This window comes from Streptomyces vietnamensis (genome assembly GCF_000830005.1).
GTDB lineage: Bacteria > Actinomycetota > Actinomycetes > Streptomycetales > Streptomycetaceae > Streptomyces > Streptomyces vietnamensis.
Genome location: NZ_CP010407.1, coordinates 5,088,378 through 5,113,926, shown reverse-complemented (window position 1 = coordinate 5,113,926; position 25,549 = coordinate 5,088,378). Strand labels below are relative to the sequence as shown.

29 protein-coding genes are annotated in these 25,549 nt (G+C 72.4%); 7 read left to right on the top strand and 22 right to left on the bottom strand.

Features of this window, described 5'->3' with window-relative positions; all coding sequences use genetic code 11:
• Window positions 1-30 precede the first annotated feature (30 nt).
• Window positions 31-729: an ester cyclase gene (locus SVTN_RS23125; protein WP_041130812.1), complete on the top strand. Its 699-nt coding sequence runs from the start codon at window positions 31-33 to the stop codon at window positions 727-729.
• A gap of 66 nt (window positions 730-795) precedes the next feature.
• Here the strand turns inward: SVTN_RS23125 and groL are convergent, their stop codons facing one another.
• The 4 genes from groL to SVTN_RS23105 form a co-directional block, all read right to left on the bottom strand.
• On the bottom strand, window positions 796-2,424 hold the full coding sequence (groL, locus tag SVTN_RS23120; protein ID WP_041130811.1) for a chaperonin GroEL: 1,629 nt from the start codon (window positions 2,422-2,424) through the stop codon (window positions 796-798).
• Between the two features lie 111 nt (window positions 2,425-2,535).
• On the bottom strand, window positions 2,536-2,844 hold the full coding sequence (gene groES / locus SVTN_RS23115; RefSeq protein WP_010471835.1) for a co-chaperone GroES: 309 nt from the start codon (window positions 2,842-2,844) through the stop codon (window positions 2,536-2,538).
• A gap of 218 nt (window positions 2,845-3,062) precedes the next feature.
• Window positions 3,063-3,245, bottom strand: a complete 183-nt coding sequence (locus SVTN_RS23110) for a hypothetical protein (protein WP_041130810.1) — start codon at window positions 3,243-3,245, stop codon at window positions 3,063-3,065.
• Window positions 3,242-4,183 carry a polysaccharide deacetylase family protein gene (locus SVTN_RS23105; protein WP_041130809.1) on the bottom strand — a complete coding sequence of 314 codons (942 nt, stop codon included), beginning with the start codon at window positions 4,181-4,183 and terminating at the stop codon, window positions 3,242-3,244. Before SVTN_RS23105 ends, SVTN_RS23110 begins: the two co-directional genes overlap by 4 nt.
• A gap of 100 nt (window positions 4,184-4,283) precedes the next feature.
• Between SVTN_RS23105 and SVTN_RS23100 the strand changes: the two genes are divergently transcribed.
• Genes SVTN_RS23100 through SVTN_RS23090 form a run of 3 tightly spaced genes read left to right on the top strand, consistent with a single transcriptional unit; the run spans window position 4,284 to window position 6,685 of the window.
• Entirely contained in the window at window positions 4,284-5,471 is a 1,188-nt protein-coding gene (locus SVTN_RS23100) for a THUMP-like domain-containing protein (protein ID WP_078908454.1), read from the top strand.
• A gap of 10 nt (window positions 5,472-5,481) precedes the next feature.
• Window positions 5,482-6,129, top strand: a complete 648-nt coding sequence (locus SVTN_RS23095; protein ID WP_041130807.1) for a hypothetical protein — start codon at window positions 5,482-5,484, stop codon at window positions 6,127-6,129.
• On the top strand, window positions 6,122-6,685 hold the full coding sequence (locus tag SVTN_RS23090) for a hypothetical protein (RefSeq protein ID WP_041130806.1): 564 nt from the start codon (window positions 6,122-6,124) through the stop codon (window positions 6,683-6,685). Before SVTN_RS23095 ends, SVTN_RS23090 begins: the two co-directional genes overlap by 8 nt.
• Here the strand turns inward: SVTN_RS23090 and SVTN_RS23085 are convergent.
• From SVTN_RS23085 to tsaB, 7 genes are all read right to left on the bottom strand, one after another.
• On the bottom strand, window positions 6,676-7,869 hold the full coding sequence (locus tag SVTN_RS23085; RefSeq protein WP_425429052.1) for an RNA polymerase sigma factor: 1,194 nt from the start codon (window positions 7,867-7,869) through the stop codon (window positions 6,676-6,678). The genes SVTN_RS23090 and SVTN_RS23085 overlap by 10 nt on opposite strands.
• A gap of 61 nt (window positions 7,870-7,930) precedes the next feature.
• Complete coding sequence (locus SVTN_RS23080) at window positions 7,931-8,296, bottom strand: YciI family protein (RefSeq protein ID WP_041130804.1); 366 nt, start codon at window positions 8,294-8,296, stop codon at window positions 7,931-7,933.
• 99 nt (window positions 8,297-8,395) lie between these two features.
• Window positions 8,396-9,238 (bottom strand): polysaccharide deacetylase family protein, encoded by an 843-nt coding sequence (locus tag SVTN_RS23075; RefSeq protein ID WP_052499261.1) that lies wholly within the window; start codon window positions 9,236-9,238, stop codon window positions 8,396-8,398.
• A 66-nt stretch (window positions 9,239-9,304) separates the two neighbouring features.
• Complete coding sequence (locus SVTN_RS23070) at window positions 9,305-9,544, bottom strand: hypothetical protein (protein WP_174518335.1); 240 nt, start codon at window positions 9,542-9,544, stop codon at window positions 9,305-9,307.
• Between the two features lie 11 nt (window positions 9,545-9,555).
• On the bottom strand, window positions 9,556-10,665 hold the full coding sequence (tsaD, locus tag SVTN_RS23065; RefSeq protein ID WP_041130801.1) for a tRNA (adenosine(37)-N6)-threonylcarbamoyltransferase complex transferase subunit TsaD: 1,110 nt from the start codon (window positions 10,663-10,665) through the stop codon (window positions 9,556-9,558).
• On the bottom strand, window positions 10,655-11,140 hold the full coding sequence (gene rimI / locus SVTN_RS23060) for a ribosomal protein S18-alanine N-acetyltransferase (RefSeq protein WP_174518334.1): 486 nt from the start codon (window positions 11,138-11,140) through the stop codon (window positions 10,655-10,657). The genes tsaD and rimI overlap by 11 nt, the downstream gene beginning before the upstream one ends.
• A gap of 29 nt (window positions 11,141-11,169) precedes the next feature.
• Complete coding sequence (gene tsaB / locus SVTN_RS23055; RefSeq protein WP_041130800.1) at window positions 11,170-11,811, bottom strand: tRNA (adenosine(37)-N6)-threonylcarbamoyltransferase complex dimerization subunit type 1 TsaB; 642 nt, start codon at window positions 11,809-11,811, stop codon at window positions 11,170-11,172.
• Between the two features lie 135 nt (window positions 11,812-11,946).
• On the opposite strand from tsaB, the gene SVTN_RS23050 reads away from it, so the two are divergent.
• Window positions 11,947-12,489 (top strand): hypothetical protein, encoded by a 543-nt coding sequence (locus SVTN_RS23050; protein WP_041130799.1) that lies wholly within the window; start codon window positions 11,947-11,949, stop codon window positions 12,487-12,489.
• Between the two features lie 107 nt (window positions 12,490-12,596).
• Here the strand turns inward: SVTN_RS23050 and SVTN_RS44840 are convergent, their stop codons facing one another.
• The 8 genes from SVTN_RS44840 to glmS all read right to left on the bottom strand — a co-directional run bounded on the left by SVTN_RS44840 (window position 12,597) and on the right by glmS (window position 20,723).
• Entirely contained in the window at window positions 12,597-12,752 is a 156-nt protein-coding gene (locus SVTN_RS44840; protein WP_167352208.1) for a hypothetical protein, read from the bottom strand.
• A 105-nt stretch (window positions 12,753-12,857) separates the two neighbouring features.
• Window positions 12,858-13,358: a tRNA (adenosine(37)-N6)-threonylcarbamoyltransferase complex ATPase subunit type 1 TsaE gene (gene tsaE, locus SVTN_RS23045; protein ID WP_041130798.1), complete on the bottom strand. Its 501-nt coding sequence runs from the start codon at window positions 13,356-13,358 to the stop codon at window positions 12,858-12,860.
• 10 nt (window positions 13,359-13,368) lie between these two features.
• Window positions 13,369-14,532, bottom strand: a complete 1,164-nt coding sequence (locus SVTN_RS23040; RefSeq protein ID WP_041130797.1) for an alpha/beta fold hydrolase — start codon at window positions 14,530-14,532, stop codon at window positions 13,369-13,371.
• A gap of 6 nt (window positions 14,533-14,538) precedes the next feature.
• Entirely contained in the window at window positions 14,539-15,687 is a 1,149-nt protein-coding gene (alr, locus tag SVTN_RS23035; RefSeq protein WP_041130796.1) for an alanine racemase, read from the bottom strand.
• A 20-nt stretch (window positions 15,688-15,707) separates the two neighbouring features.
• A complete protein-coding gene (locus SVTN_RS23030) occupies window positions 15,708-16,532 on the bottom strand; it encodes a L,D-transpeptidase (protein ID WP_041130795.1) in 825 nt (274 codons plus the stop codon).
• Window positions 16,533-16,717: 185 nt separating this feature from the next.
• A complete protein-coding gene (locus SVTN_RS23025) occupies window positions 16,718-18,175 on the bottom strand; it encodes a bifunctional ADP-dependent NAD(P)H-hydrate dehydratase/NAD(P)H-hydrate epimerase (protein WP_041130794.1) in 1,458 nt (485 codons plus the stop codon).
• Window positions 18,176-18,499: 324 nt separating this feature from the next.
• Entirely contained in the window at window positions 18,500-18,868 is a 369-nt protein-coding gene (locus SVTN_RS23020) for a holo-ACP synthase (RefSeq protein WP_041130793.1), read from the bottom strand.
• Between the two features lie 7 nt (window positions 18,869-18,875).
• Window positions 18,876-20,723, bottom strand: a complete 1,848-nt coding sequence (glmS, locus tag SVTN_RS23015) for a glutamine--fructose-6-phosphate transaminase (isomerizing) (protein WP_041130792.1) — start codon at window positions 20,721-20,723, stop codon at window positions 18,876-18,878.
• Between the two features lie 131 nt (window positions 20,724-20,854).
• On the opposite strand from glmS, the gene coaA reads away from it, so the two are divergent.
• The gene (coaA, locus tag SVTN_RS23010; protein WP_245727612.1) at window positions 20,855-21,967 is read left to right on the top strand and encodes a type I pantothenate kinase; all 1,113 of its coding nucleotides are present in this window, start codon (window positions 20,855-20,857) and stop codon (window positions 21,965-21,967) included.
• A gap of 18 nt (window positions 21,968-21,985) precedes the next feature.
• On the top strand, window positions 21,986-22,936 hold the full coding sequence (locus SVTN_RS23005; RefSeq protein WP_041130791.1) for a DUF389 domain-containing protein: 951 nt from the start codon (window positions 21,986-21,988) through the stop codon (window positions 22,934-22,936).
• A gap of 94 nt (window positions 22,937-23,030) precedes the next feature.
• Here the strand turns inward: SVTN_RS23005 and glmM are convergent, their stop codons facing one another.
• The 3 genes from glmM to rplM form a co-directional block, all read right to left on the bottom strand.
• A complete protein-coding gene (glmM, locus tag SVTN_RS23000; RefSeq protein WP_041130790.1) occupies window positions 23,031-24,389 on the bottom strand; it encodes a phosphoglucosamine mutase in 1,359 nt (452 codons plus the stop codon).
• Window positions 24,390-24,504: 115 nt separating this feature from the next.
• On the bottom strand, window positions 24,505-25,017 hold the full coding sequence (gene rpsI / locus SVTN_RS22995) for a 30S ribosomal protein S9 (RefSeq protein ID WP_041130789.1): 513 nt from the start codon (window positions 25,015-25,017) through the stop codon (window positions 24,505-24,507).
• A 44-nt stretch (window positions 25,018-25,061) separates the two neighbouring features.
• Window positions 25,062-25,505, bottom strand: coding sequence for a 50S ribosomal protein L13 (gene rplM / locus SVTN_RS22990; protein ID WP_041130788.1), 444 nt, complete (start codon window positions 25,503-25,505; stop codon window positions 25,062-25,064).
• Window positions 25,506-25,549 lie beyond the last annotated feature (44 nt).

Below are 25,549 nucleotides of genomic sequence, written 5' to 3'. Positions count from 1 at the left end.
GGAAGGGTCCTACCTGGGTCGGGAGGCGTCATGACATTCGTGCAGATCATCGACTGCAAGACGAGCCGGGTCGAGGACCTGAACCGGCTCATGGACCGGTGGGTCGAGCAGACCAAGGGCAAGCGGACCGCGACGCACAGCATCGTCGGCAAGGACCGTTCCGACGCCTCGCACGTCGTGGAGATCGTCGAGTTCCCCTCGTACGACGTGGCCATGCGGAACTCGCAGCTCCCCGAGACCGACCGGATCTTCCGGGAGATGGTCGCGCTCTGTGACGAGATGCCGACCTTCACCGACCTGGACGTGGTCCGGGACGAGCAGATGTACAAGGCGGCCTCCCGCCGGTTCTTCGAGCTGGTCTCGATGCCCGGGGAGCTCCCGCCGCTCGACGAGGTGTTCGCCGAGGGGTACCACGACCACGATCCGAGCAACCCGACCGACGCGGTCGGCATGGACGCGGTGCGGCGCGAGGCCGAGATGTGGCGGTCGGCGTTCGACTTCACCTTCACGGTCGACGACCAGATCGCCGACGGCGACCGGGTCTGCACCCGCTGGACCTGGAACGGCACCCATGTCGGCGACTTCATGGGCATCCAGCCGACCGGGATGGAGGTGAGCATGACCGGGATGGTCGTCCACCGCTTCCGGGAGGACGGCAAGGCCGTCGAGGGCTGGTGGCAGTACGACATGCTCGGGCTCATGGGACAGCTCGGCGCGGTGGAAGGTTAGAGCGAAACGCCGAGGCCCGGTGCCCCCGCGACGGGGGCACCGGGCCTCGGTGGTCAGTCAGCTGCCTCAGTGGGAGTGGCCGTGACCGTGGCCGTGACCGTGGTCCGCCGGCTCCTCTTCCTTCTTCTCCACCACGAGGGTCTCGGTGGTGAGGAGGAGGGAGGCGATCGAGGCGGCGTTCTCCAGGGCGGAGCGCGTCACCTTCACCGGGTCGATGACGCCGGCCTTGACCAGGTCGCCGTACTCGCCGGTCGCGGCGTTGAAGCCGTTGCCCTTCTCCAGCTCCGCCACCTTCGAGGTGATGACGTAGCCCTCGAGGCCGGCGTTCTCGGCGATCCAGCGCAGCGGCTCGACGGCGGCGCGGCGGACGACCGCGACACCGGTGGCCTCGTCGCCGGTCTTGTCGAGGTTGCCCTCGAGGACCTTGACGGCGTGGACGAGCGCGGAGCCACCACCGGAGACGATGCCCTCCTCGACCGCGGCGCGGGTCGCGGAGATGGCGTCCTCCAGACGGTGCTTCTTCTCCTTCAGCTCCACCTCGGTGGCGGCGCCGACCTTGATGACGCACACGCCGCCGGCGAGCTTCGCGAGGCGCTCCTGGAGCTTCTCGCGGTCCCAGTCGGAGTCCGTGGACTCGATCTCGGCCTTGATCTGGTTGACGCGGCCCGCGACGTCCTCGGAGTTGCCGCCACCGTCGACGATGGTGGTGTCGTCCTTGGTGATGGTCACGCGGCGGGCGGTGCCCAGCACGTCGAGACCGGCCTGGTCGAGCTTGAGGCCGACCTCCTCGGCGATGACGGTGGCACCGGTGAGGGTGGCCATGTCGCCGAGCATCGCCTTGCGGCGGTCACCGAAGCCGGGGGCCTTGACGGCGACGGCGTTGAAGGTGCCACGGATCTTGTTGACGACGAGGGTGGAGAGGGCCTCGCCCTCGACGTCCTCGGCGATGATCAGGAGCGGCTTGCTGGCGCCGGCCTGGATGACCTTCTCCAGGATGGGCAGCAGGTCCTGGATCGAGGAGATCTTGCCCTGGTGGATCAGGATGTACGGGTCGTCGAGGACGGCCTCCATGCGCTCCTGGTCGGTCACCATGTACGGGGACAGGTAGCCCTTGTCGAAGGCCATGCCCTCGGTGAAGTCGAGCTCCAGGCCGAAGGTGTTGGACTCCTCGACGGTGATGACACCGTCCTTGCCGACCTTGTCCATCGCCTCGGCGATGAGCTCGCCGACCTGCTGGTCCTGCGCGGAGAGCGCGGCGACGGCGGCGATGTCGGACTTGTCCTCGATCGGGCGCGCGGTGGCGAGCAGCTCGTCGGAGACGGCCTTGACGGCGGCGTCGATGCCCTTCTTGAGGGCGGCCGGGGAGGCGCCGGCGGCGACGTTGCGCAGACCCTCTCGGACCAGGGCCTGGGCGAGCACGGTGGCGGTGGTGGTGCCGTCACCCGCGATGTCGTTGGTCTTGGTCGCCACCTCCTTCACGAGCTGGGCGCCGAGGTTCTCGTACGGGTCCTCGATCTCGACCTCGCGGGCGATCGTGACACCGTCGTTGGTGATGGTGGGGGCGCCGAACTTCTTGTCGATGACGACGTTGCGGCCCTTGGGGCCGATCGTCACCTTCACCGTGTCGGCAAGCTTGTTGACGCCGCGCTCAAGGGCGCGACGGGCGTCCTCGTCGAACTTCAGGATCTTCGCCATGGGAGCGGTTCAGCCCTCTCGGATTCAAGGTGGAACGAACTGCGCCCCCGGACGCCCGGTGCGGGGTCAAGGGGCGCAGCTCAAAGCATCTGCTTCAGATACTTCGGTGAATTACTTCTCGACGATCGCGAGCACGTCGCGAGCCGAGAGGACGAGGTACTCCTCGCCGCTGTACTTCACCTCGGTGCCGCCGTACTTGCTGTACAGCACGATGTCGCCGGTCTTGACGTCGAGCGGCAGACGCTCGCCGTTCTCGAAGCGGCCCGGGCCCACGGCCAGGACGACGCCCTCCTGGGGCTTCTCCTTGGCGGTGTCCGGAATGACCAGGCCAGAGGCGGTGGTCTGCTCGGCGTCGAGCGGCTGGACCACGATGCGGTCCTCGAGCGGCTTGATGGCAACCTTGGAGCTGGTGGTCGTCACGATCCGACCTCCCCCTTCGGAGATCTCACGGGGTTAACTGTCTGAGGTGGCGACCAGGTGGATCCGTCGTCGCGGGTGCCGGACCTGCCCGTCGCTGTGTTGGCACTCTCCAGTGGGGAGTGCCAGAGCCGAGACTATGACCGCGATTAGCACTCGGTCAAGCGGAGTGCCAATTCATCGCTCCGTGGCGTGACGGGACGGACCCCTCCGGCCTCCTCTCAGTGCTTCGCGCCCACCACCGCCCGCACGGTCTTGACCTCGACCGGCGTGGGCCGGGGCCCCACCCGCTCCGCCGCCTTCCGGCCGAGCCGTCCGATCGGGTCGACCGAGGGGGCGCAGGCGGGGAGGGCGGGGAGGGCGAGCAGCGCGCCGGTCACGGCGAGGACGGCGACCCGCCTCACACGTAGTCCTCGAGCTTCGCGACCGCGTACCCCTTGGACGTGATCACGTTCATCACGCGGCGGATCATGTCCGGCATGGTGCCCTTCCAGTCCTCCTTGCCCCGGAAGTGGGTGAGCACGATGTCGCCGGGGTGCAGGTCCCGGTCCCACTCGCGCCACTCCATGTGGTCGGGGAAGGCCTCGGCGGCCCAGAGCGGGACGGCCTTGACGCCGCAGCTCTTCGCGGCGGTCAGGGTGTCCTCGTTGTAGTTGCCGTACGGCGGGCGGAAGAGCGGGGGCCGCTTGCCGAACTGCTTCTCCATGACGTCCTGCATGCCGCAGATCTCGCGCTTCTGCTCGCCGTACGAGAGGCCGGGCAGGTAGCGGTGGTTGAGGGTGTGGTTGTGCAGGGAGACGCCGGACTCCTCGGACTTCTGCATCTTCCGGAAGTAGCCGTAGTCGTCCTTGACGAGGTAGTTGCTGAGGAAGGCGCTGTAGGGGATCCGCAGCTCCTGCATCATCTTGATCAGCTGGGGGTCCTTCTCCGCGCCGTCGTCGATCGTCAGGAAGACGACCTTCTGCTTGGTCGGGACGGTGGTGAAGACGGGCGGCAGGTCCTCGCCGTCGGTCTCGAAGCCCTTGCGGGTGGTGATCTTCGGTTTGACGGCGGGCGGGGCGGGCGCTTCGAGCGGGGGTTTGGCGAGGCCCCATCTCTTGGCGGCGAGCACGCGGGCGGCCCGCCGGGCGCGGACCTTCTCGACGTACGCGGTGAGGGCGCCGGCGGCGGGGGCCTGTTTCTCGGCGGCGGGGGCGGGCGCGCCGCGCTCGGGTTCGGCGCTGTCGGAGCAGGCCGTGGCGGCGGAGGCGAGGGCGGCCACGGCGAGCACCGCCCCGAGCGTCCGGCGGGAGCGGCGCACACCTTTTGTCATCATCTGGTCCTTTTGTCGTACGAGCTGCATGGCGCCGCATCCTGTCAGCGCGAGAGCCCCTTCCGGGCCGCGACACCGCCGTACCGCCCCACCCGTCCCCCGGCCGGCCCACAGCCCTCCAGGGCCCAGAATGGGACGGGTGACCGACCTCGCCTCCTTCGCCGCCCTGCTCACCCCCGAGGGGCAGACGCTCCTCGCCGCCCTGCGCGACTACGACCCCGCCCAGGAGCTGGCGGTCGCCTCCCGGCTGCGCCGCGAGCATCCCGCCGAACTCGTCTCGGCCGCCCTCGGCCAGGCGCGGCTGCGGCAGCGGGCGGTGGCGAAGTTCGGCGCCGAGGACGCGTACCGGATGTACTTCACGCCCAACGGCGTCGAGCAGTCGACCCGCGCCTCGGTCGGTGCGTACCGGGCGGCCCGGCTGAAGGCGCTGGGCGTCGGCAGCGTCGCGGACCTCTGCTCCGGGATCGGCGGCGACGCGATCGCCCTCGCCCGCGCCGGGATCTCCGTCCTCGCCGTCGACCGCGACCCGCTGACCGCCGAGGCGGTCCGCGCCAACGCGGCGGCGCTCGGCCTCGCCGACCTGGTCGAGGTCCGCTGCGCCGACGTCACCGAGATCGACACCACCCCCTACGACGCCGTCTTCGTCGACCCGGCGCGGCGCGGCGGCCGGGGCAGGATCTTCGACCCCGAGGCGTACTCCCCGCCGCTGTCCTGGGCGATCGAGGCGGCCCGCAAGGCCCCGCGCGCCGCGCTCAAGATCGCCCCGGGCGTCCCGCACGAGGCGGTGCCCGAGGAGGCCGAGGCCGAGTGGATCTCGGACGGCGGGGACGTGAAGGAGGCCGTGCTCTGGTTCGGTACGGAGCCGGGCGCCCGCCGGGCCACCCTGCTGCCCTCCGGCGCGAGCCTCCTGGGCCGGGGCCTGCCCGACCCGACGGTCCGCCCGGTCGGCCGCTACCTGTACGAGCCGGACGGCGCCGTCATCCGCGCCCACCTGGTCGCGGAGGTGGCCGAGGAGCTCGACGGCGGCCTGATCGACGAGACGATCGCGTACGTCACGGCGGACGAGCTGCGCCCGACCCCGTACGCCACCGCCTATGAGATCACCGACGAACTACCCTTCAACCTCAAGAAGTTGAAGGCCCTGCTGCGGGAGCGCGAGGTCGGCACCCTCACCGTCAAGAAGCGCGGCTCGGCGGTCGAACCCGAGGAGATCCGCCGCAAGGTGAAGCCGAAGGGCCCCAACGCGGCGACGGTCCTGCTCACCCGGGTCGCGGGGGCCCCGACGATGCTGATCGGCCGGCCTGCGAACCAGCCCTAGGGGGAGCTACATGGCACTGCACCCGGAAGGCGTGTTCACCGGCGGCCCGCTCGCGCACCTCGCCGAGCTCGCCGCCGGCCCCGACCCGCTGGAGTGGGAGGTCCTGCGCCTGAAGCGGGTCCTGCGCCTGAACCACTGGGACGCGGCCTGGCGGGAGACCCCGCAGAAGCTCGCCTCCCAACTGGACCACCTGTCCACCGTGTTCACGGAGGAGTTCTTCGCGACCTGCCCGGAAGCGGCCCGCCGCATGTGGCGAACGGCGGCCGGCCCGAAGGGCATACCCGCGTTCATGACCGACCTCGCGACACTCCTCCGCCTCGCGGACCGCGAGGGCGACGCCCGCTACGAGGACGTGCCGCTGTCCGCCTGGGAGGTACGGGCGCAGTTCCCCCTCCTCCTGTCCCTCGACGGCTGGGCGTACGACGGCGAGCACACCTCGTACGAGGAGAGCCTGCACGCCTTCATCGAGGCAGAACACCCCTTCTGCTTCCATGAGTTGATCCCCCGCCTCACCCAGGCCCTGGAGGCCCGCACCCTGTGCGCGGAGTCACCGGCCTTCGCCGCCTCCTTCGCGGAGCTCGCCCCGACGGCGACCCCGGAGACCCTGGACGTCCTCGCCCGCCTCACCTTCGCCCATCTGAGGGAGCACCATGGCTGAGCCCTTCCCCGAAGTCTTCGGGAATCCGGACCAGGCGGTCGTCAGCGCGGACGGGCGGTGGATCGCGGCCAGTGCGTGCTGGGACCGCCACAGTCGCGTGGCCGTCTACCGCGCCGCCGACCTCTCCTGTGCGCACCTCCTGACGTTCACCGAGGAGGCCGAGCCCATCGCCTTCCACCCCACGCTCCCGCTCCTCGCCATCGGCCTCGACAACGGCGACGAGTACCTCCGCGCGGGCGGCCTCACCCTCCTCGAAGCCGACACCGGCCACCGCGTCGACTTCACCGACCCCGGCCGGGGGATCGACCTGGTCCGCTGGCGGGACGCCCGCACCCTCGAACTCACCTGCCGCGCGGTGGACCCGCACGACGAGTACGTGCACCACGTGTCCCGGCCCACCGTCGTCCGCGACGACTGGCGCGGCCTCGCCCCGGGCGCCCTCGACCTGCCCGCGCTCGACGGGCCCCTGCTCGACGAGGTCACGTACCCGGACCCGGGATCCGGGCGGGAGCTCCTCCGGTCACTCGCCGAGCAGGCGGGCCGGCCCTACAGCTGAGCCCGTTCGAGGAGCAGCGCCCGCTCGCTCTCGTTCCGGGTGAGTGCGGCCGCCCGCTCGAACTCCGCCCGGGCCTCCTCCGTACGGCCGAGCCGGGACAGGAGGTCGCCCCGGACGCTCGGCAGCAGGTGGTAGCGGGACAGGGCCGGTTCGGCGGCGAGGGCGTCGACGATGCGGAGGGCGGTCTCGGGGCCCTCGGTCATCGACACGGCGACCGCGCGGTTCAGTTCGACCACCGGGGACGGCGCGAGGGTGCCGAGCCGTCCGTACAGTGCGGCGATGGTCGCCCAGTCCGTGTCCTCGTACGAGGCGGCCCGCGCGTGGCAGGCGGCGATCGCGGCCTGGAGGGCGTACGGGCCGTAGGAGCGGCCGTCCCCGGCGCGCGCGAGGGCGGCGTACCCGCGGCGCATGAGGAGCCGGTTCCAGCGGCTGCGGTTCTGGTCGGCGAGGAGCACCGGCTTCCCGTCGGGGCCGGTGCGGGCCGCCGTCCGGGAGGCCTGGAGTTCGAGCAGGGCGGCGAGGCCGTGCGCCTCGCTCTCCCCCGGCATCAGGGCGGCCAGGCCCCGGGCGAGCCGCAGCGCGTCCTCGCACAGGCCCGGGCGCAGCAGGTCGTCGCCGGCGGTGGCCGCGTACCCCTCGTTGAAGATCAGGTAGACGACCTCCAGGACGGAGCCGAGCCGGGCGGCCCGGTCCTCCCCGTACGGCACCTCGAACTCCACGCCCGCCTTCGCGAGCGTCCGCTTGGCCCGGGTGATCCGCGCCGCGACCGTCGCCTCCGGCACGAGGAAGGCGCGGGCGATCTCGTCCGTCCGCAGCCCGCCGACGAGCCGCAGGGTGAGCGCCGCGCGGGCGTCGGCGGAGAGCACCGGGTGGCAGGTGGTGAAGACGAGCCGGAGCACGTCGTCGTCGATGTCGCCGGGGCCGGACGGCTCGGGGTCGTACGACTCCTCCGTGAGCGTCCGGCCCACCTCGGCGAGCTTCCGCGCGTACGTCTCGCGCCGCCGTACGAGGTCGACGGCGCGGTGCTTGGCGGCGGCCGTCAGCCAGGCTCCCGGGCGGTCCGGGATCCCCGACCGCGGCCACTGCTCAAGGGCGGAGACGAGCGCGTCCTGCGCGAGCTCCTCGGCGATGCCGACGTCCCGGACGATCCGCGCCACCGTGGCGATGATCCGCGCCGACTCCATCCGGAAGACCGTCTCCAGCGTGCTCTCCACCGTCACGTCTCACATGACAGCACGGCGCGGGTCAGCCTTCCGGCATCTCCTCGACCTCGCGGACCTCCAGGCCGACCTTCCAGTGCGGCGGGTGCACGGCCAGGAACCGCTTGCCCCACTCGACGGCCTCGGCCATGTCCTTGCACTGGAGCATCGCGTAGCCGCCGACGACCTCCTTGGTCTCGGTGAACGGGCCGTCGGTGAACGACAGCTTCCCGTCCGACCAGGTGATCCGGGTGGCCTCGGCGGTCGGCTTGAGCCCGGCCGTGTCCACCATGGCGCCGGCCTTGGTGATCTCCTCGAAGAGCTCGCCCATCCGCTGCTCGAAGCCGGGGTCGGCGCTCTCCATGTCGATGGTGTTCTCCTCGATGCGGACGAGGGACAGGAAGCGGGGCATGACGACTCCTCGGTGTGCGGTGGGGCGGGGCCGTTCCCCGCCGTCCACACATACGTCGAACGGGATCCGCCCGCATCGACACCGCGCCCGGAGGATTTCTCAGACGTAGTCCTCCAGGCGGGCCACCGTGAAGCCCTGCTCCTGGATCTTCCGCAGCATCGTCGCCGTCATCTCGGTCATCGTCCGGCCCTTGAGCTCGGACGGGCCCCGGAAGTGGGCCAGGATGATGTCGCCGGGGTGCAGCTTCCGGTCGCCGCGCTGGTACTGCATGTTCTTGATCTGCATGGACTCGCGCCACAGCACGATCGCGTCGAGCCCGCACTCCCCCGCCGCCGCGCGCGTGGCCTCGTTCCAGTTGCCGTACGGCGGGCGGAAGAGGCGCGGGGTCGTGCCGTACCGCTGCTTCAGTTTCGTCTGCTGGCCGCAGATCTCCCGGTGCTGGCCCTCCTGGGAGAGGGTGCGCAGGTTGGGGTGGGTGAGGGTGTGGTTGGCGAGGCCGTTGCCCTGGGCGAGGAGTGGCTCGAAGTAGCCGTAGTCGGCGCGTATGGACGAGTCCGTGAGGAACATCGTGACCGGGACCTTGAGGTCCTTCATCATCCGGACGAACTCGGGGTCCTTCTCGGCGCCGTCGTCGATCGTGATGAAGACGATCTTCTCTCGGGTGGGGATCTCGCTGATGACGGGCACCGGTCCGCCGGCCGCGCGGACCACCGGCTTGACCGCGGGCGGGGCGGGCGGGGCCGCGAAGGGCTTCAGGCCCCATTTCCGGTACGCGGCGGCCGTGGCGGCCCCGGGCGCCTCGGGTGCCTTGTGCTCGGCCGCGGGGGTGCTCGTCTTCGCCGGGGTGGGAGCGGCGGCCGCGGCGGGCTCCTCCACAGTGCAGCCGGTCACCAGGAGGGCGACGGCGGTCAGGGCCGCCCACAGCGCGATCGTCTTCTTCACGCGCTGTGGGATGCCCGAAGCGGTCGAAAGGTTGCTCTATTTTCGGTCGCGCGTCGCCCGTGTGAGCTATTCGACCGATTCGAAGCGCCAGCGGTGGACCGGACGGGTGATCAGCTCCGCGTCCGGCTCCGGCAGCTCGGGCAGTTCGGCGTCGAAGGTCTCCGCCTCCCACCAGGTGAGGACGAGGACCCGGTCCTGCGGGGCCCGGAAGAGCTCCCGGCGGAGCGGCTCGCGGGCGAGGACCCGCGCCCGCGCCCACTCCAGGAGCTCGGCGCCCCGGCCCTGGGCGGCCCTGGCCTCCCACATGAGCGTGAGCCTCACGAGTACAGGTTCTCCTTGCTGACCTCGTGCACGTGGTCGTGGTCGTGCGCGTGGGAGTGGGCTCCGGGCACGTGCGGGTCCGTCACCGGCAGCGAGGAGTCCGCCGAGAGCTCCAGGTCCGAGGCCGGCCGGTTGCGGGCGACCATCTCGGAGCCGAGGGCCGCGACCATCGCGCCGTTGTCCGTGCACAGGCCGGGACGCGGCACCCGCAGCCGGATCCCGGCGCGCTCGCAGCGCTCCTGGGCGAGGGCGCGGAGCCGCGAGTTGGCGGCGACGCCGCCGCCGATCATCAGGTGGTCGACGCCCTCGTCCTTGCAGGCCCGGACGGCCTTGCGGGTGAGCACGTCGACGACCGCCTCCTGGAAGGACGCGGCGACGTCCCGTACGGGCACGTCCTCGCCGGCCGCCCGCTTGGCCTCGATCCAGCGGGCCACGGCGGTCTTGAGGCCGGAGAAGGAGAAGTCGTACGCGGGGTCCCGGGAGCCGCTCAGACCGCGCGGGAAGGCGATCGCCGCCGGGTCGCCCTCCTTGGCGAGCCGGTCGATGACCGGGCCGCCGGGGAAGCCGAGGTCGAGGACGCGGGCGATCTTGTCGAAGGCCTCGCCGGCCGCGTCGTCGATGGTGGCGCCCATCGGCCGTACGTCGGAGGTGATGTCGGCGGAGAGCAGCAGCGAGGAGTGCCCGCCGGAGACGAGGAGGGCCATCGTCGGCTCGGGCAGCCGCCCGTGCTCCAGCTGGTCGACGCAGATGTGCGAGGCGAGGTGGTTGACGCCGTAGAGCGGCTTGCCGAGGGCGTAGGCGTACGCCTTGGCGGCGGAGACGCCGACGAGCAGCGCGCCCGCGAGGCCGGGACCGGCCGTCACGGCGATGCCGTCGAGGTCCTTCGGGGAGACGCCGGCCGTCTTCAGGGCGCGCTCGATCGTCGGGACCATGGCCTCCAGGTGGGCGCGGGAGGCGATCTCGGGCACGACGCCGCCGAAGCGGGCGTGGGTGTCGACGCTGGAGGCGACGGCGTCGGCGAGGAGGGTGGTTCCGTGGACGATGCCGACGCCGGTCTCGTCGCAGGAGGTCTCGATGCCGAGTACGAGCGGTTCGTCAGCAGCCATCTGAATCAGTCTCTGTTCCTTGAACGTCTGTTCCCTGGACGATGTGTCGCATCACGAGCGCGTCCACGTTGCCGGGCTGGTAGTAGCCGCGGCGGAAGCCGATGGGCTCGAAGCCGAAGCGCTCGTAGAGCTTCTGGGCCCGGGTGTTGTCCACGCGCACTTCGAGGAGGACCTCTTCGCACTCGAAGGCGGTCGCGGCCTGGAGGAGGTCGGTGAGGAGCCGGGCGCCGAGGCCCGTGCCCCACTGGTCGCGGGCGACGGCGATGGTCTGGACGTCGCCGAGGCCGCCGGCGGCGGCGAGCCCGGCGTAGCCGACGAGCCGGCCGGACCCGTCCTCGGCGACCACGTAGTGGCGGGTCGCGCGCGGCCCCCGGGCGTGCGCGAGCTCGGACCAGAACATCCCCTCCGACCAGGCGTCCTCGGGGAACAGCTCGGCTTCGAGCGCGAGCACGGGCTCCAGGTCCCACCAGCGCATCTCACGGAGCACGGTGCTCACCTGGGCGCTCACTTGGGGGTGACCACCTTGTAGTTCTTCGGCACCTGCGCGTCGGGGCGGCGCAGGTACATCGGCAGCGGGTCGAGGAAGCCGTCCCCGCCGACCGCGAGCTTCTCCGCGGCGAGCCCGGCGAGCGCGGCGGCCGACTGGTGCTCGGGCCCGCGGGCGTCCGGGAAGGCCTCGGGGTAGAGGAGGGCGCCCGCGCCGACGACCGGGAGCCCGGCGAGCTGCTCGGCGATGTCGGCGGGCCGGTCGACGGACGCGTCGGTCACCCGCGTACGGGAGTCCTCGTACCGCGCCCAGTAGACCTCCTTGCGGCGCGCGTCCGTCGCGACGGCGAAGGGCTCGTCGATCCCGGAGGCGTACGCGAGGCCGTCGAGGGTGCACAGGCCGTGCACGGGCACGCCGAGCGCGGACGCGAAGGCCGCGGCCGTGACGAGGCCGACCCGGAGCCCGGTGTACGGGCCGGGGCCGACGCCGACGACGATCCCGGTGACCGCGTCGAGCTTCAGTCCGGCCTCGGCGAGGACCCGGTCGACGGCGGGCAGCAGCAGCTCCCCGTGGCGGCGGGCGTCGACCTGGCTCGACGAGGCGACGACGGCCTCGCCGTCGTGGAGGGCGACGGTGACGGCGGGGGTGGCGGTATCCATGGCGAGCAACAGCACGCGAACAGCCTACGGCTCCCGGGCACGCTGCCCCGAACCTCGGTCCGGCGGCTGCTACCGTCACCCTTCGATACGTTCGTACGAAAGGTGGGCACGGTGGCACGGAGCAGCTCGGGATTCGTGGCCGGGCTCACGGCGGCGGCCGTCGCCGCGGTCTGCTTCCTCGCCTACCAGGCCTCGGCGAACGCCCCCGCCGATCTGTCGGTGAAGCCGCGGACGTCGGGCACGGCGGCCCCCTCGGTCTCGCCGAGCGGCGGCCCGAAGCAGCCGGCCAAGGACCCCCTCGCCGTCCCCGCGGACTCGGGCAGTGGGGAGCGGGTCGTGTACGCGCTGTCCGACCGCCGGGTGTGGCTCGTGGACGCGCAGGGCAAGGCGACCCGTACGTTCAGGGTGTGGCCGTCCACGGTCGACCCGGTGGCGGGCGCGTACAAGGTGTCCTCGCGCTCGGGCTCGGTGCAGGGCTCGGACGGGGTGCAGATCGAGCACGTGGTGCGGTTCGCGACGAACCAGGACGTGGCGATCGGCTTCAGCGCGGCGGTCGACGGCTCGACGCCGTCCCCGGACCCGGCGCGGAAGACGGGCGGCATCCGGATGAAGCGGGCCGACGGGGACGCGATGTGGACGTTCGCGGTGATCGGCGCGAAGGTCGTCGTCGTCCCCTGAACGTCGCTCCCCGAGCGTCGTTCCCTGAACGTCGCTCCCTGAACGTCGCTCCCTGAGCGGCGTTCCCCGAGCCACTGCGTCGAAAGCCGCTACGTCCCGTACGGCTTCTAAGCCGCCTCGTCCCGTACGGCTTCGTCCTCTTCCGCCCGCTCGGACGGCTCCGGCGGCGGGGTCGAGAGGGCCCGGGCAGCCGCGCAGGACGCGAGCAGCTCACTCATCGAGACGTGGTCCCGGCCGGGTTCCGCGCGTTCGGGCGTCGCCATGCATGCCTCCCGTAGGTTAGGTGCACCTAACCAGCTCGTGCATCCATGTGACCACGCCTCGTAGGACCCACGCAACATCTTCCCGACACGTTGTCGGAACCTACGTCAGAAGGCGGCCAGGTCCTCGTCGGCCCAGCGCGTGCCGATCCCGCGCAGCACGACCGTGCGCCGGTCGTCGTCGGTGTCGCCGGTCACCCGGTGGATGAGCAGGTGCAGCCGGTCGTCGGTCAGCTCCTCGACCTTGCCGTCGCCCCACTCGACGACCACCACGGACTCGGGCAGCGAGACGTCCAGGTCGAGGTCCTCCATCTCGTCGAGACCGCCGCCGAGCCGGTACGCGTCGACGTGGACCAGGGCCGGGCCGCCGACGAGGGACGGGTGGACGCGGGCGATGACGAAGGTCGGGGAGGTGACGGCCCCCCGCACGCCGAGCCCCTCGCCGAGGCCGCGGGTCAGGGTGGTCTTCCCTGCGCCGAGCTCACCGGTGAGCATGACGAGGTCGCCGGGCCGGAGGATCTTCGCGAGCCGGCGGCCGAGCTCCTGCATCTGCTGCGGGGACTCGACGGAGAGGGTGGCGCCGGAGACGGGCGGATGTGCTGCTTCCATACGAGCAAACCTAGCGCGTACGGAAGCTCTCCCCGGCCGGGACGGCACCGGCCCGGGCAAGCAGGTCGGCCAGCCGGTCGGTGACCGCCTCCGGGTGCTCCAGCATCACCAGGTGTCCCGCGTCCGGGACGATCACCAGCTCCGCGTCCGGCAGCAGGGCGGCGATGGCCTCGGTGTGCGAGCTGGGGGTGACCAGGTCGTTGTCCCCGGCGAGCGCGAGCACCGGCAGCTCGCCGAAGGCGGCGAGGGCGGCGGCCTTGTCGTGCTCGGCGAAGGCCGGGTAGAAGGCGGCGACCACGTCGATCGGGGTCGACTCGATCATCCGCTCGGCGAAGCGGGCGACCGCCGGGTCCACGTCCTTCGAGGCGAACGAGTACTTCTTGATGAGACCGGCGAAGAGGTCGGCGGTGGCCCGGCGCCCGCGCTCGACCAGCTCCGCCTGGGAGCCGAGGGCCCGCAGGACGCCCGGCAGGACCCGCCGGACGGCGTTGACGCCGGCGAGCGGCAGCCCGTACGTCACCTCCCCGAGCTTCCCCGCCGAGGTGCCGACGAGGGCGACGCCGACGACCCGGTCGCGGATCAGCTCGGGGTACTGCTCGGCGAGCGCCATCACCGTCATGCCGCCCATGGAGTGCCCGACGAGGACGAGCGGGCCCTCGGGCGCGGCCGCGTCGAGGACGGCCTTGAGGTCGCGGCCGAGGAGGTCGATGGAGACGGGCGCCCCGTCGGGCCCGGCCTGGGAGACCCCGTGCCCGGAGCGGCCGTGGCTGCGCTGGTCCCAGTGGACGGTGCGGACGAGACCGCGCAGGGCGGCCCGCTGGAAGTGCCAGGAGTCCTGGTTGAGGCAGTAGCCGTGGCTGAAGACGACGGTGACGGGAGCGGGCTCCCGGCGCCCGAAGAGCCGGCGCCTGCGGGCGGCCGGGGCATCCGCCTCGACCTCGTCCACCTCGTAGTGGAGGACGGTCCCGTCGTCGGCGACGACCCGGCCGGGGGTGCCGCGCAGATCGCCGTACGGACCGGTGGCGTCCAGGGCGAGCCGCGCCTTCTGCCGTACGGAACGGCCGACGGTGAGCCGCTCGACGGCGACCCCGGCGGCCGCACCGGCGGCGAGGACGCCTATCGCGGCACCGGCGAACCCGGCACGCCTCCAGCTGCTGCCGCTCGACTCCGCCATGGCGGGCTACTCCCCCAGGTAGACGCGCGGGACGCGCGCGCCGATCCGGGTGACGATCTCGTACGCGATGGTGTCGGCGGCCACCGCCCAGTCCTCGGCCGTCGGCTCGCCCCGGTCGCCGGGGCCGAAGAGCACGGCCTCGGTGCCGGGCTCGGGGGTGTCCCCGCCGAGGTCGACGACGAACTGGTCCATGGCGACGCGCCCGGCGACGGTACGGACGCGGCCGTCGACGAGGACGGGCCCGCGTCCGGAGGCGTGCCGGGGGATCCCGTCGGCGTACCCGACCGGGACGAGCCCGAGCGTGGTCTCGCCCTCGGTGACGTAGTGGTGGCCGTAGCTCACGCCGTGCCCGCCGGGAACGTGCTTCACCAGCGCGACGCTCGCCTTGAGCGACATGACGGGCCGCAGCCCGAGCTCGGCGGAGGTGCCGAGCTCGGGGCTAGGCGAGACGCCGTACATCGCGATGCCGGGCCGGACCAGGTCGAAGTGGGCCTCGGGCAGGGTGAGGGTGGCCGGCGAGTTGGCGATGTGCCGGACCTCGGGGCGTACGCCCGCCTGCTCGGCGTGGTCCAGCATCGAGCGGAAGACGTCGAGCTGGGCGGCGATGGACGGATGGTGCGGCTCGTCGGCGCAGGCGAAGTGCGACCAGAGGCCGGTCACCTTGACGAGCCCGTCGACCTCGGCCTTCAGGGCGGCCTCGACGAGCTCGGGCCAGTCGGCGGGCTGGCAGCCGTTGCGTCCGAGCCCGGTGTCGGCCTTGAGCTGGATACGAGCGGTCTTCCCGACGGCCTTCGCGGCCTCCACGACCGCGTCCAGGGCCCACATCCCGCTCACGGACATGTCGAGCCCGGCCTCGACGCCCTGGTCCCAGGGGTCGCCGGGGGTCCAGAGCCAGCACATGACGGGAACGTCCGTGATCCCGGCGGCCCGCAGGGCGAGCGCCTCGTGCGGGGTGGCCGTGCCGAGCCAGTCCGCGCCCGCTTCCAGGGCGGCGCGGGCGCAGCGCAGGGCGCCGTGTCCGTACGCGTCGGCCTTGACCACGGCCATGATCCGGACGTGGGGGGCGACGCGGGCGCGCAGCGTGCGGACGTTCGCACGCAGCGCGCCGAGGTCGATCTCGGCGCGGGCCCTGGGGGGCGGAGGTGTCTCAGTCATCGCGCCCAGTCTCTCAGGTGTCAGCTGCCGGGCCGCTTTCCCCAGATGTAGACCCGGTCACCCTTGCGGAGGACGCCCCAGAGTTTCCGCGCGTCGGCGTAGCTCAGATTGACGCAGCCGCGGCTGCCGCCGGGCGTGGCGAGCTGCCCGTACACGGCGTGGAAGGCCTGGCCACCGCTGAAGAACTGGGAGTACGGCATGGGGGTGTCGTAGATGGACGACCAGTGGTCCTTGTGGCGCCAGTAGACGGTGTGCCAGCCGGTACGGGTGGCGTAACCGGGGCGCCCGGTCCGCACGTTGACGACCGGATACGTCACCTTGCTCCCCTTTCGTACCCACATGAGCTGACGGTCGAGGTCGACGCAGGCGACGGCGTACGTCTTCACGGGGCAGCGCCGACCGGGGTCGAGGCTCTTCCGGGCGGCGAGCAGCTCGGCGCGGGCCCAGGTGGCGGGCCCGGCGTAGCCGACGGCCGGCTTGATCTTCTCCTTCACCTGGAAGGCGCGGATGGCACGGCAGTCGGCGCCGGACTGCTTCCCGTCGACGGGCAGCCCGAGCAGCCGCTCGACCCGCCGCTGATGGATGCTCGCCCCGGCGGTGCAGGCGGCACCGACGGCCCCGACGGCACTGCGCGGCAGGTACTCGACGAGCCCGTCGGCGTCCTGCTCGGGCTCGGGCACGGGGATGCCCTCGTCCTCCTCCTCGTGCAACGGCGGCAGCACCTGATCGGGGGTGTCCATCGGATACTCGGCCTGCCCGCCCCCGACGACCCCGGGGACGAGGGGGTCGGGTTCGGCGGCGAGGGCGACGGGCCCGAACGCGAGGGAGGCGGCGAGAACGAACAACAGGGGCGCGGTACGACTTCTCCAACTGGTCACCCCACCCACCCAATCCGCCCTCCGCCGGACGAGCGCGCCGGAACCCACGGCTGGGCGAACGGGGTTCACCCGAGTGGGGGTCGGGACGAGGTCCGAGTGGGGGTGGGACGAGGACCAAGTGGGGGTCGGGCGAGGCCTGTACGGCGACGGCCCTACGCGCCGCCCGCCGTCACGTCCCGCCACGCCCCCCGCAGGGCCCCCGCCACCTCCGTCGCCGTCACCGGCGCACCCCCCTCCGACGCCCGCCGCGCGGCGAGCCCGTGCAGATAGGCCGCGCACGAGGCCGCGTCCAGGGCCGGGAGGCCCGCCGCGAGGAGCGAGCCGGCGAGGCCGGAGAGGACGTCGCCGCTGCCCGCCGTCGCCAGCCAGGACGTCCCGGTCGGGTTGACCCGTACGGGACCGCCCCCGCCCGCCCCGCACACGAGCGTCGTCGAGCCCTTCAACAGCACGGTCGCCCCGAAGCGACCCGCCAGTTCGCGGACCGCCGCGAGCCGCCCCGCCTCGACCTCCTCCCGCGCGACGCCGAGCAGCGCCGCCGCCTCGCCGGCGTGCGGGGTGAGCAGGGTCGGGGCGCCCCGCCCCCGGACGGCGTCGGGGGCGAGGCCCCGGAGCCCGTCGGCGTCGACGAGGACGGGGACGTCGGTGGCGAGGACCTCGCCGACCGCGACCCCGGCCCCGGGCCCCTCGCCGAGGCCGGGCCCGACGACCCAGGCCTGGACCCGCCCGGCCTTCTCGGGCCGCCCGGAGTGGACGAGGGTCTCGGGGTGCGCGGCGAGCACGGCGTCCCCGGCGGGCCCGACGTACCGCACGGCCCCCGCCCCGCCGCGCAGCGCGCCCGCGACGGCGAGGACGGCGGCGCCGGGGTAGCGGGTGGACCCGGCGACGACGCCGACGACCCCGCGCCGGTACTTGTCGCTCTCGGCGCCCGGCACGGGCAGCAGCCACGCCAGGTCGTCGTGCTGGAGGGCCTCCAGGTCCGGCACGCCGGGGAGCAGGGGCCCGAGCCCGATGTCGACGAACCGCAGCGCCCCCGCGTACTCCCGGGCCGGGTCGACGAGGAGCCCCGGCTTGTACGCCCCGAAGGTGATCGTCGCGTCGGCCCGCAGGGCCTCCCCGTGGACCTCCCCGGTGTCGGCGTCGACGCCGCTCGGCAGGTCGACGGCGACGACGACGGCGTCGGAGCCGCGGGCGGCGCGGGCGACGGGCACGGCGTCGGGCCGGAGGCCGCCGCGTCCTCCGATGCCGGTGATGCCGTCGAGGACGAGGTCGGCGCCGGCGAGGGGCCCGAACGGTTCGTCGGCGACCCGTCCGCCGGCGGCTTGCAGCGCGGCGAGCCCGCCCTCGTGCGCGCGCTCCCCGAGCAGGACGGCCGACACCCCCGCCCCGCGCCGGGCGAGCCGGGCCCCGGCGTACAGGGCGTCGCCGCCGTTGTCGCCGCTGCCGACGAGCAGGACGACCCGGGCGCCGTACACCCGTCCCTTCCCGAGCAGGGAGCAGCAGGCGGCGGCGAGGCCGGCGGCGGCCCGCTGCATGAGGGCGCCGTCGGGAAGGCGGGCCATGAGGTCGGCCTCGGCGGCCCGTACGGTCTCCACGCGATAAGCGGTACGCATGGCAAGCAGTCTGCCGCCCCCACCGCCCCGGCGCGCCCCGCCGTTGTGGGCCAGCGCCCGCCGTTGTGGGCAATCGTTCCGCTGGGGCGGAACGGGTGGGCACAACGGAACGGCGCCCATAGCGGCGCCCGAGCTCCCCGCGCCTGAACCCGCACCGGGAGCGCGCCGCGGCGGTGGTGCGGGTCCAGGCGCGGAAGCCTAGGCCCGGCCGGGGGCGCCGTCCCGTGTGCCCACCCGTCCCGCCCTGCGGGACGATTGCCCACACGGGCGCGGGGCGACGCCCAGCCGGGCGCGGGCCCGCAACGGGCGCCGCAGGCCTGTCGCTCAGCCCTCCGCGATCACCACCGCCGACGCCACCCCCGCGTCATGGCTCAGAGAGACGTGCCAGTGCTTGACGCCCAGTTCGGCCGCCCGTGCCGCCACCGTCCCCCGGACCCTCAGCCGCGGCTGGCCGCTGCCCTCGACGTACACCTCGGCGTCGGTCCAGTGCAGCCCGCCGGGCGCGCCGAGGGCCTTCGCCACCGCCTCCTTCGCGGCGAAGCGCACGGCGAGCGAGGCGGGCCCGCGCCGTTCGCCGCTCGGGAGGAGCAGCTCCCGTTCGACGAAGAGGCGCTGGAGCAGCCCCGGTGTGCGCTCGATCGACGCGGCGAACCGGTCGATCTCGGCCACGTCGATCCCCACCCCAATGATCATTTCCCACTCACTCCACGGTCACGGATTTGGCCAGGTTGCGCGGCTGGTCGACCTCGTTGCCCCGCGCGGTGGCGAGCTCGCAGGCGAAGACCTGGAGCGGCACCGTGGCGACCAGCGGCTGGAGCAGCGTAGGCGTGGCGGGGATGCGGACGAGGTGGTCGGCGTACGGGACGACGGCCTCGTCGCCCTCCTCGGCGATGACGATCGTCCTGGCGCCCCGCGCCCGGATCTCCTGGATGTTGGAGACGATCTTGTCGTGGAGGACGGAGCGTCCGCGCGGCGAGGGCACGACCACGACGACCGGCAGGCCCTCCTCGATGAGCGCGATCGGCCCGTGCTTGAGCTCGCCGGCCGCGAAGCCCTCGGCGTGCATGTACGCCAGTTCCTTCAGCTTCAGCGCGCCCTCCAGGGCCACCGGGTAGCCGACGTGCCGCCCGAGGAACAGCACGGTGTTCCGGTCGGCGAGCGACCGGGCGAGGGCCCGCACCGGCTCCATGGTCTCCAGGACGCGCTCGACCTCGTCGCCGATCCGGGCGAGGTCGCGGACGACGGCGTGGATCTCGTCGCCCCACTTGGTGCCGCGCACCTGGCCGAGGTACAGCGCGAGCAGGTAGCAGGCCACCAACTGCGTGAGGAAGGCCTTCGTGGAGGCGACGGCGACCTCGGGCCCGGCGTGCGTGTAGAGAACCGCGTCCGACTCCCTCGGGATCGTCGAACCGTTCGTGTTGCACACCGCGAGCACCTTCGCGCCCTGCTCGCGCGCGTGCCGCAGCGCCATCAGCGTGTCCATGGTCTCGCCGGACTGGGAGATCGCGATGACCAGGGTGCGCCGGTTGAGGATGGGATCGCGGTAGCGGAACTCGCTGGCGAGCTCGACCTCGCAGGGGATCCGGGTCCAGTGCTCGATGGCGTACTTGGCGATGAGCCCGGCGTGGAAGGCGGTGCCGCACGCGATGACGACGACCTTGTCGGCCTCGCGGAGCACGGCGTCGGGGATGCGGACCTCGTCGAGGGTGAGCCGCCCGGAGGCGTCGATCCGCCCGAGGAGGGTGTCGGCGACGGCCTTCGGCTGCTCGGCGATCTCCTTGAGCATGAAGGAGGCGTAGCCGCCCTTCTCGGCGGCGGAGGCGTCCCAGTCGACGTGGTAGGCCCGTACGTCGGCGGGCACCCCGTCGAAGTCGGTGACGGTGACGCCGTCCCTGGTCAGCTCGACGACCTGGTCCTGCCCGAGCTCGATCGCGGAGCGGGTGTGCGCGATGAAGGCGGACACGTCGGAGGCGAGGAAGTTCTCCCCCTCCCCCACGCCGACGACGAGCGGCGAGTTCCGGCGGGCGCCGACGACGACGTCGGGCTGGTCGGCGTGGACGGCGACGAGGGTGAAGGCGCCGTCGAGCCGGCGGCAGACGAGCCTCATGGCCTCGGCGAGGTCCCCGGCGGAGGAGAACTCCTCGGCGAGGAGGTGGGCGACGACCTCGGTGTCGGTCTCGGAGAGCAGCGTGTGGCCGCGCTCGGCGAGCTCCTCCCGCAGGCAGGCGAAGTTCTCGATGATGCCGTTGTGCACGACGGCGACGCGCCCGGCGTTGTCCAGGTGCGGGTGCGCGTTGGCGTCGGTGGGCCCGCCGTGGGTGGCCCAGCGGGTGTGTCCGATGCCGACGGAGCCGCCGGGCAGCGGCCGGTCGACGAGCTCCTTCTCCAGGTTGACGAGCTTGCCCGCCTTCTTGGCCGCGGCGAGCCCCCCGTCCGCGAGCACCGCGACACCGGCCGAGTCGTAGCCCCGGTATTCGAGCCGCTTGAGGCCCGCGACCACCACATCAAGCGCCGACTGACCGCCGACGTATCCCACGATTCCGCACATGACGGCAGACTACGGCGGAACCCGCCCCACCGGCCGGACCCGGACCGGAGTCGGCGCGGGACACGTCAACCGCGGGGCCGCGTGACCCACCCCACCCCCCACACCCCCCACCGACCCGGGACAATGACAACGTGATCACTTCGCCGCCACGAAGCCCCGACGGGGACGGCCCCGCCGACGGAGCCCCCGGCAACGGCGCCGGACCCGGAGAGGCCGCCGGACACGGGACGACCTCCCGGAACGGGACCGGAGAGGCCGCCGCCCCCGGCAGCCCCCGGAACGGGAACGGGAACCGCCGCCCGTCCGAGGCGACCCCGTACGTCGACCTCACCCGGGCCGAGTGGAGCGCCCTGCGCGACAAGACGCCGCTCCCCCTCACCGCCGAAGAGGTCGAGCGGCTCCGCGGTCTCGGGGACGTCATCGACCTCGACGAGGTCCGGGACGTCTACCTCCCGCTCTCCCGGCTGCTCAACCTGTACGTGCAGGCCACCAGCGGTCTCCGCGGCGCGCTGAACACCTTCCTCGGCGAGAGCGCCGAGCAGCGCGGCACCCCCTTCGTCATAGGGGTCGCCGGTTCGGTGGCCGTCGGCAAGTCGACGGTCTCCCGCCTCCTGCAGGCGCTGCTCGCCCGCTGGCCGGAGCACCCGCGCGTGGAGCTGGTGACCACGGACGCCTTCCTCTACCCGATGGAGGAGCTGAAGGCGCGCGGCCTGATGTCCCGGAAGGGTTTCCCCGAGTCGTACGACCGCCGGGCCCTGACCCGTTTCGTCGCGGACGTCAAGGCGGGCAAGGAGGAGGTCACGGCCCCGGTCTACTCGCACCTGATCTACGACCGGGTGCCCGGCGAACGGCTCGTGGTGCGCCGCCCGGACATCCTCATCGTGGAGGGCCTGAACGTCCTCCAGCCGGCGCTGCCCGGCAAGGACGGCCGCACCCGCGTCGGTCTCGCCGACTACTTCGACTTCTCGGTGTACGTGGACGCCCGGCCCGAGGACATCGAGCGCTGGTACCTCAACCGCTTCCGCAAGCTGCGCGACACCGCGTTCCAGGACCCGTCCTCGTACTTCCGGCGCTGGACGCAGGTCTCCGAGGAGGAGGCCTTCGACTACGCCCGCACGATGTGGCGGACCATCAACAAGGTGAACCTCCTGGAGAACGTGGCCCCGACCCGCGGCCGGGCGACCCTCGTCGTCCGCAAGGGCCCGGACCACAAGGTGCAGAGGCTGAGCCTCCGCAAGCTCTGATGTCCGTAAGCTCGGCCCATGCTGCATCTGCGGATGATCGTCCCGGCGGACCGCACCGCGGCCGCGGTCGAGCTGATCGAGTCGACGGTCGGCACCACGCACCTGGTGGTGCTGCCCGGCGTGGCCAGGGAGCCCGTCGGTGACCTGGTCCTGTGCGACATGGCGCGCGAGTCGGCCGACGAACTGCTGCACGGGCTGCGGAACATGGAGATCGACCGGGACGGGTCGATCGCGGTGGAGAACATCGACCTGTCGATGTCCACGCGGGCGGACACGGCCGAGGAGGAGGCGCCCGGCGAGGGCGCGGACGCCGTGATCTGGGAGCAGCTGGCGGAGGCGACCCACGAGGAGTCGACGCTCTCCTTCACCTATCTCTCGTTCATGGGGCTCGCGACGATGATCGCGGCCTGCGGCGTCGTCCTGGACAACACGATCCTGATCGTGGGCGCCATGGCGGTCGGCCCGGAGTTCGGCCCGCTCGCCGGGGTGTGCACGGCGATCGTGCAACGGGCGCCGAGGCTGGCGGCCCGCTCGCTGACGGCGCTGCTCATCGGCTTCCTGACGGCGATCATGGCGACGACCCTGTTCAGCCTGCTCATGGACTGGCTGGGCCTGTTCAGCGCCTCGATGCTGGACGCGGAACGTCCGCAGACCAGCTTCATCTGGCAGCCGGACCCGTTCTCGTTCGTGGTGGCGCTGCTGGCGGGCGCGGCCGGCACCCTCTCCCTGACGTCGTCCAAGTCGGGCGCCCTGGTGGGGGTGGCGATCTCGGTGACCACGGTCCCGGCGGCGGCGAACGCGGCGGTGGCGCTCAGCTACGGCGAGTTTGCGCAGATGGGGGGGTCGATCGGACAGCTGCTGCTCAACCTGCTGGGGATCATGCTGGCGGGTACGGCGACCCTGGCCCTGCAGCAGCGGCTGTGGCGGACCCAGCGCGGGCGCCTCAAGCGCCGGCTGCGCAGGGGCTGACGCGGGCCGGGGCACCGCGTACGAAAGGGCCCGCCGCACCGGAGATCCGGCGCGGCGGGCCCTCACGCACGTGCATGACGATGCCTCGGAAAGGCTAGCCCAGCGCGGACTTCACGACGTCCGCGAGGCGCTGCGCGACCGCGCGGGCCTGCTCGATGTCGGCGGCCTCGACCATGACGCGGACCAGCGGCTCGGTGCCGGAGGGGCGCAGCAGGACGCGGCCGGTGGAGCCGAGCTCGCGCTCGGCGTCGGCGACGGCGGCGGCGAGCTCACCGGAGGTGTTCACCCGGGACTTGTCGACGTCCTTGACGTTGATGAGGATCTGCGGGAGCCGCTCCATGACGCCGGCGAGGTCCGCGAGCGACTTGCCGGTGGCGGCGACGCGGGCGGCCAGCATCAGGCCGGTGAGGGTGCCGTCGCCGGTGGTGGCGTGGTCGAGCACGATGACGTGACCGGACTGCTCGCCGCCGAGGGCGTAGCCGTTGTCCTTCATGGACTCCAGGACGTAGCGGTCGCCGACCGCGGTCTGGACGAGGTTCAGGCCCTCGCGCTCCATGGCGAGCTTGAAGCCCAGGTTGGACATGACGGTCGCGACGACGGTGTCGCCGCGCAGGGTGCCGACCTCGCGCATGGCGAGGGCGAGCACGGCGAGGATCTGGTCGCCGTCGACCTCGTTGCCGGAGGCGTCCACGGCGAGGCAGCGGTCGGCGTCGCCGTCGTGGGCGATGCCCAGGTCGGCGCCGTGCTCGACGACGGCGGCCTTCAGCAGGTCGAGGTGGGTGGAGCCGCAGCCGTCGTTGATGTTGAGGCCGTCCGGCTCGGCGCCGATGGTGACGACCTGGGCGCCGGCCCGGGAGAAGGCCTCGGGCGAGACGCGGGCGGCGGCGCCGTGGGCCTCGTCGAGGACGATCTTCAGCCCGTCGAGACGGTTGGGGAGTACGGACATCAGGTGGGCGACGTACGTCTCGAAGCCCTCGCCGAAGTCGCGGACGCGGCCGACGCCGGCACCGGTCGGGCGCTCCCAGGGGGCGCCGGTGCGGTGCTCCTCGTACACGGCCTCGATCTTGTCCTCGAGCTCGTCGGCGAGCTTGTGGCCGCCGCGGGCGAAGAACTTGATGCCGTTGTCGGGCATGGCGTTGTGGCTGGCGGAGAGCATCACGCCGAGGTCGGCGCCGAGGACGCCGGTGAGGTGGGCGACGGCCGGGGTGGGCAGGACGCCGACGCGCAGCACGTCGACGCCGGCGCTGGCGAGGCCGGCCACGACGGCCGCTTCGAGGAACTCTCCGGAGGCGCGCGGGTCCCGTCCGACCACGGCGGTGGGCCGGTGGCCCTCGAACGTGCCCGCCTCGGCGAGCACGTGCGCGGCCGCGACGGACAGGCCGAGCGCCAGTTCCGCCGTCAGGTCCGCGTTGGCGACACCGCGTACGCCGTCCGTGCCGAAGAGTCGTCCCACAGCTGTCCTCCGAAAATACGTGCCCAAGCGAAAGAGAAAGAGGTTATGAAAAAACGTACGCCCCGACGGCACGGGCAGTGCCGCCGGGGCGTACGAAAGCAGCGAGCAGGCGTGATTAGCGCTTGCTGTACTGCGGAGCCTTGCGGGCCTTCTTGAGACCGGCCTTCTTCCGCTCGACCGCACGGTCGTCACGGGAGAGGAAGCCGGCCTTCTTCAGCGCCGGGCGGTTGTTCTCGACGTCCGCCTCGTTCAGCGCACGGGCCACGCCGAGGCGGAGGGCGCCGGCCTGGCCGGAGACACCGCCACCCGCGATGCGGGCGATGATGTCGTAGCGGTTGTCGAGCTCGAGCACCTTGAAGGGCTCGTTGACTTCCTGCTGGTGGACCTTGTTCGGGAAGTAGTCCTCGAGCGTACGCCCGTTGATCTTCCACTTGCCGGTGCCCGGAACGATCCGGACGCGGGCGATGGCGTTCTTGCGACGGCCCAGGCCGGCGGCCGGCTGCGGGTCGCCGAAGCGGGACGCGAGCGACTCGGAGGTGTACTCACCCTCGACGAGCTCGGTCTCGGTGGTGTACTCCTCGACGCCCTCGAACTCGTCGACGGGGGTCTCAGGGGTGGTCTCGGCCACGATGCTCCTCAGATTTCTTTCGTTCTTAGGGGGTGTGGCCGGAATTACTGCGCGACCTGGGTGATCTCGAACGGAACCGGCTGCTGGGCAGCGTGCGGGTGGTTCTCGCCCGCGTAGACCTTCAGCTTCGAGAGCATCTGACGGCCCAGGGAGTTCTTGGGGATCATGCCCTTGATGGCCTTCTCGACGGCCTTCTCGGGGTTCTTGTCGAGCAGCTCGTCGTAACGGACGGAGCGCAGACCACCCGGGAAGCCAGAGTGGCGGTAGGCCATCTTCTGGGTCTTCTTGTTGCCGGACAGGTGGACCTTGTCAGCGTTGATGATGATGACGAAGTCGCCCATGTCCATGTGGGGGGCGTAGACCGGCTTGTGCTTGCCTCGCAGGAGGTTCGCAGCCGTGGTCGCCAGACGGCCCAGGACGATGTCCTGCGCGTCGATGATGTGCCACTGGCGAGTGACATCGCCGGGCTTGGGGCTGTACGTACGCACTTCGTAGCCTTCGCTTCTTCAGTGGATGGAGTCCAGACACACCT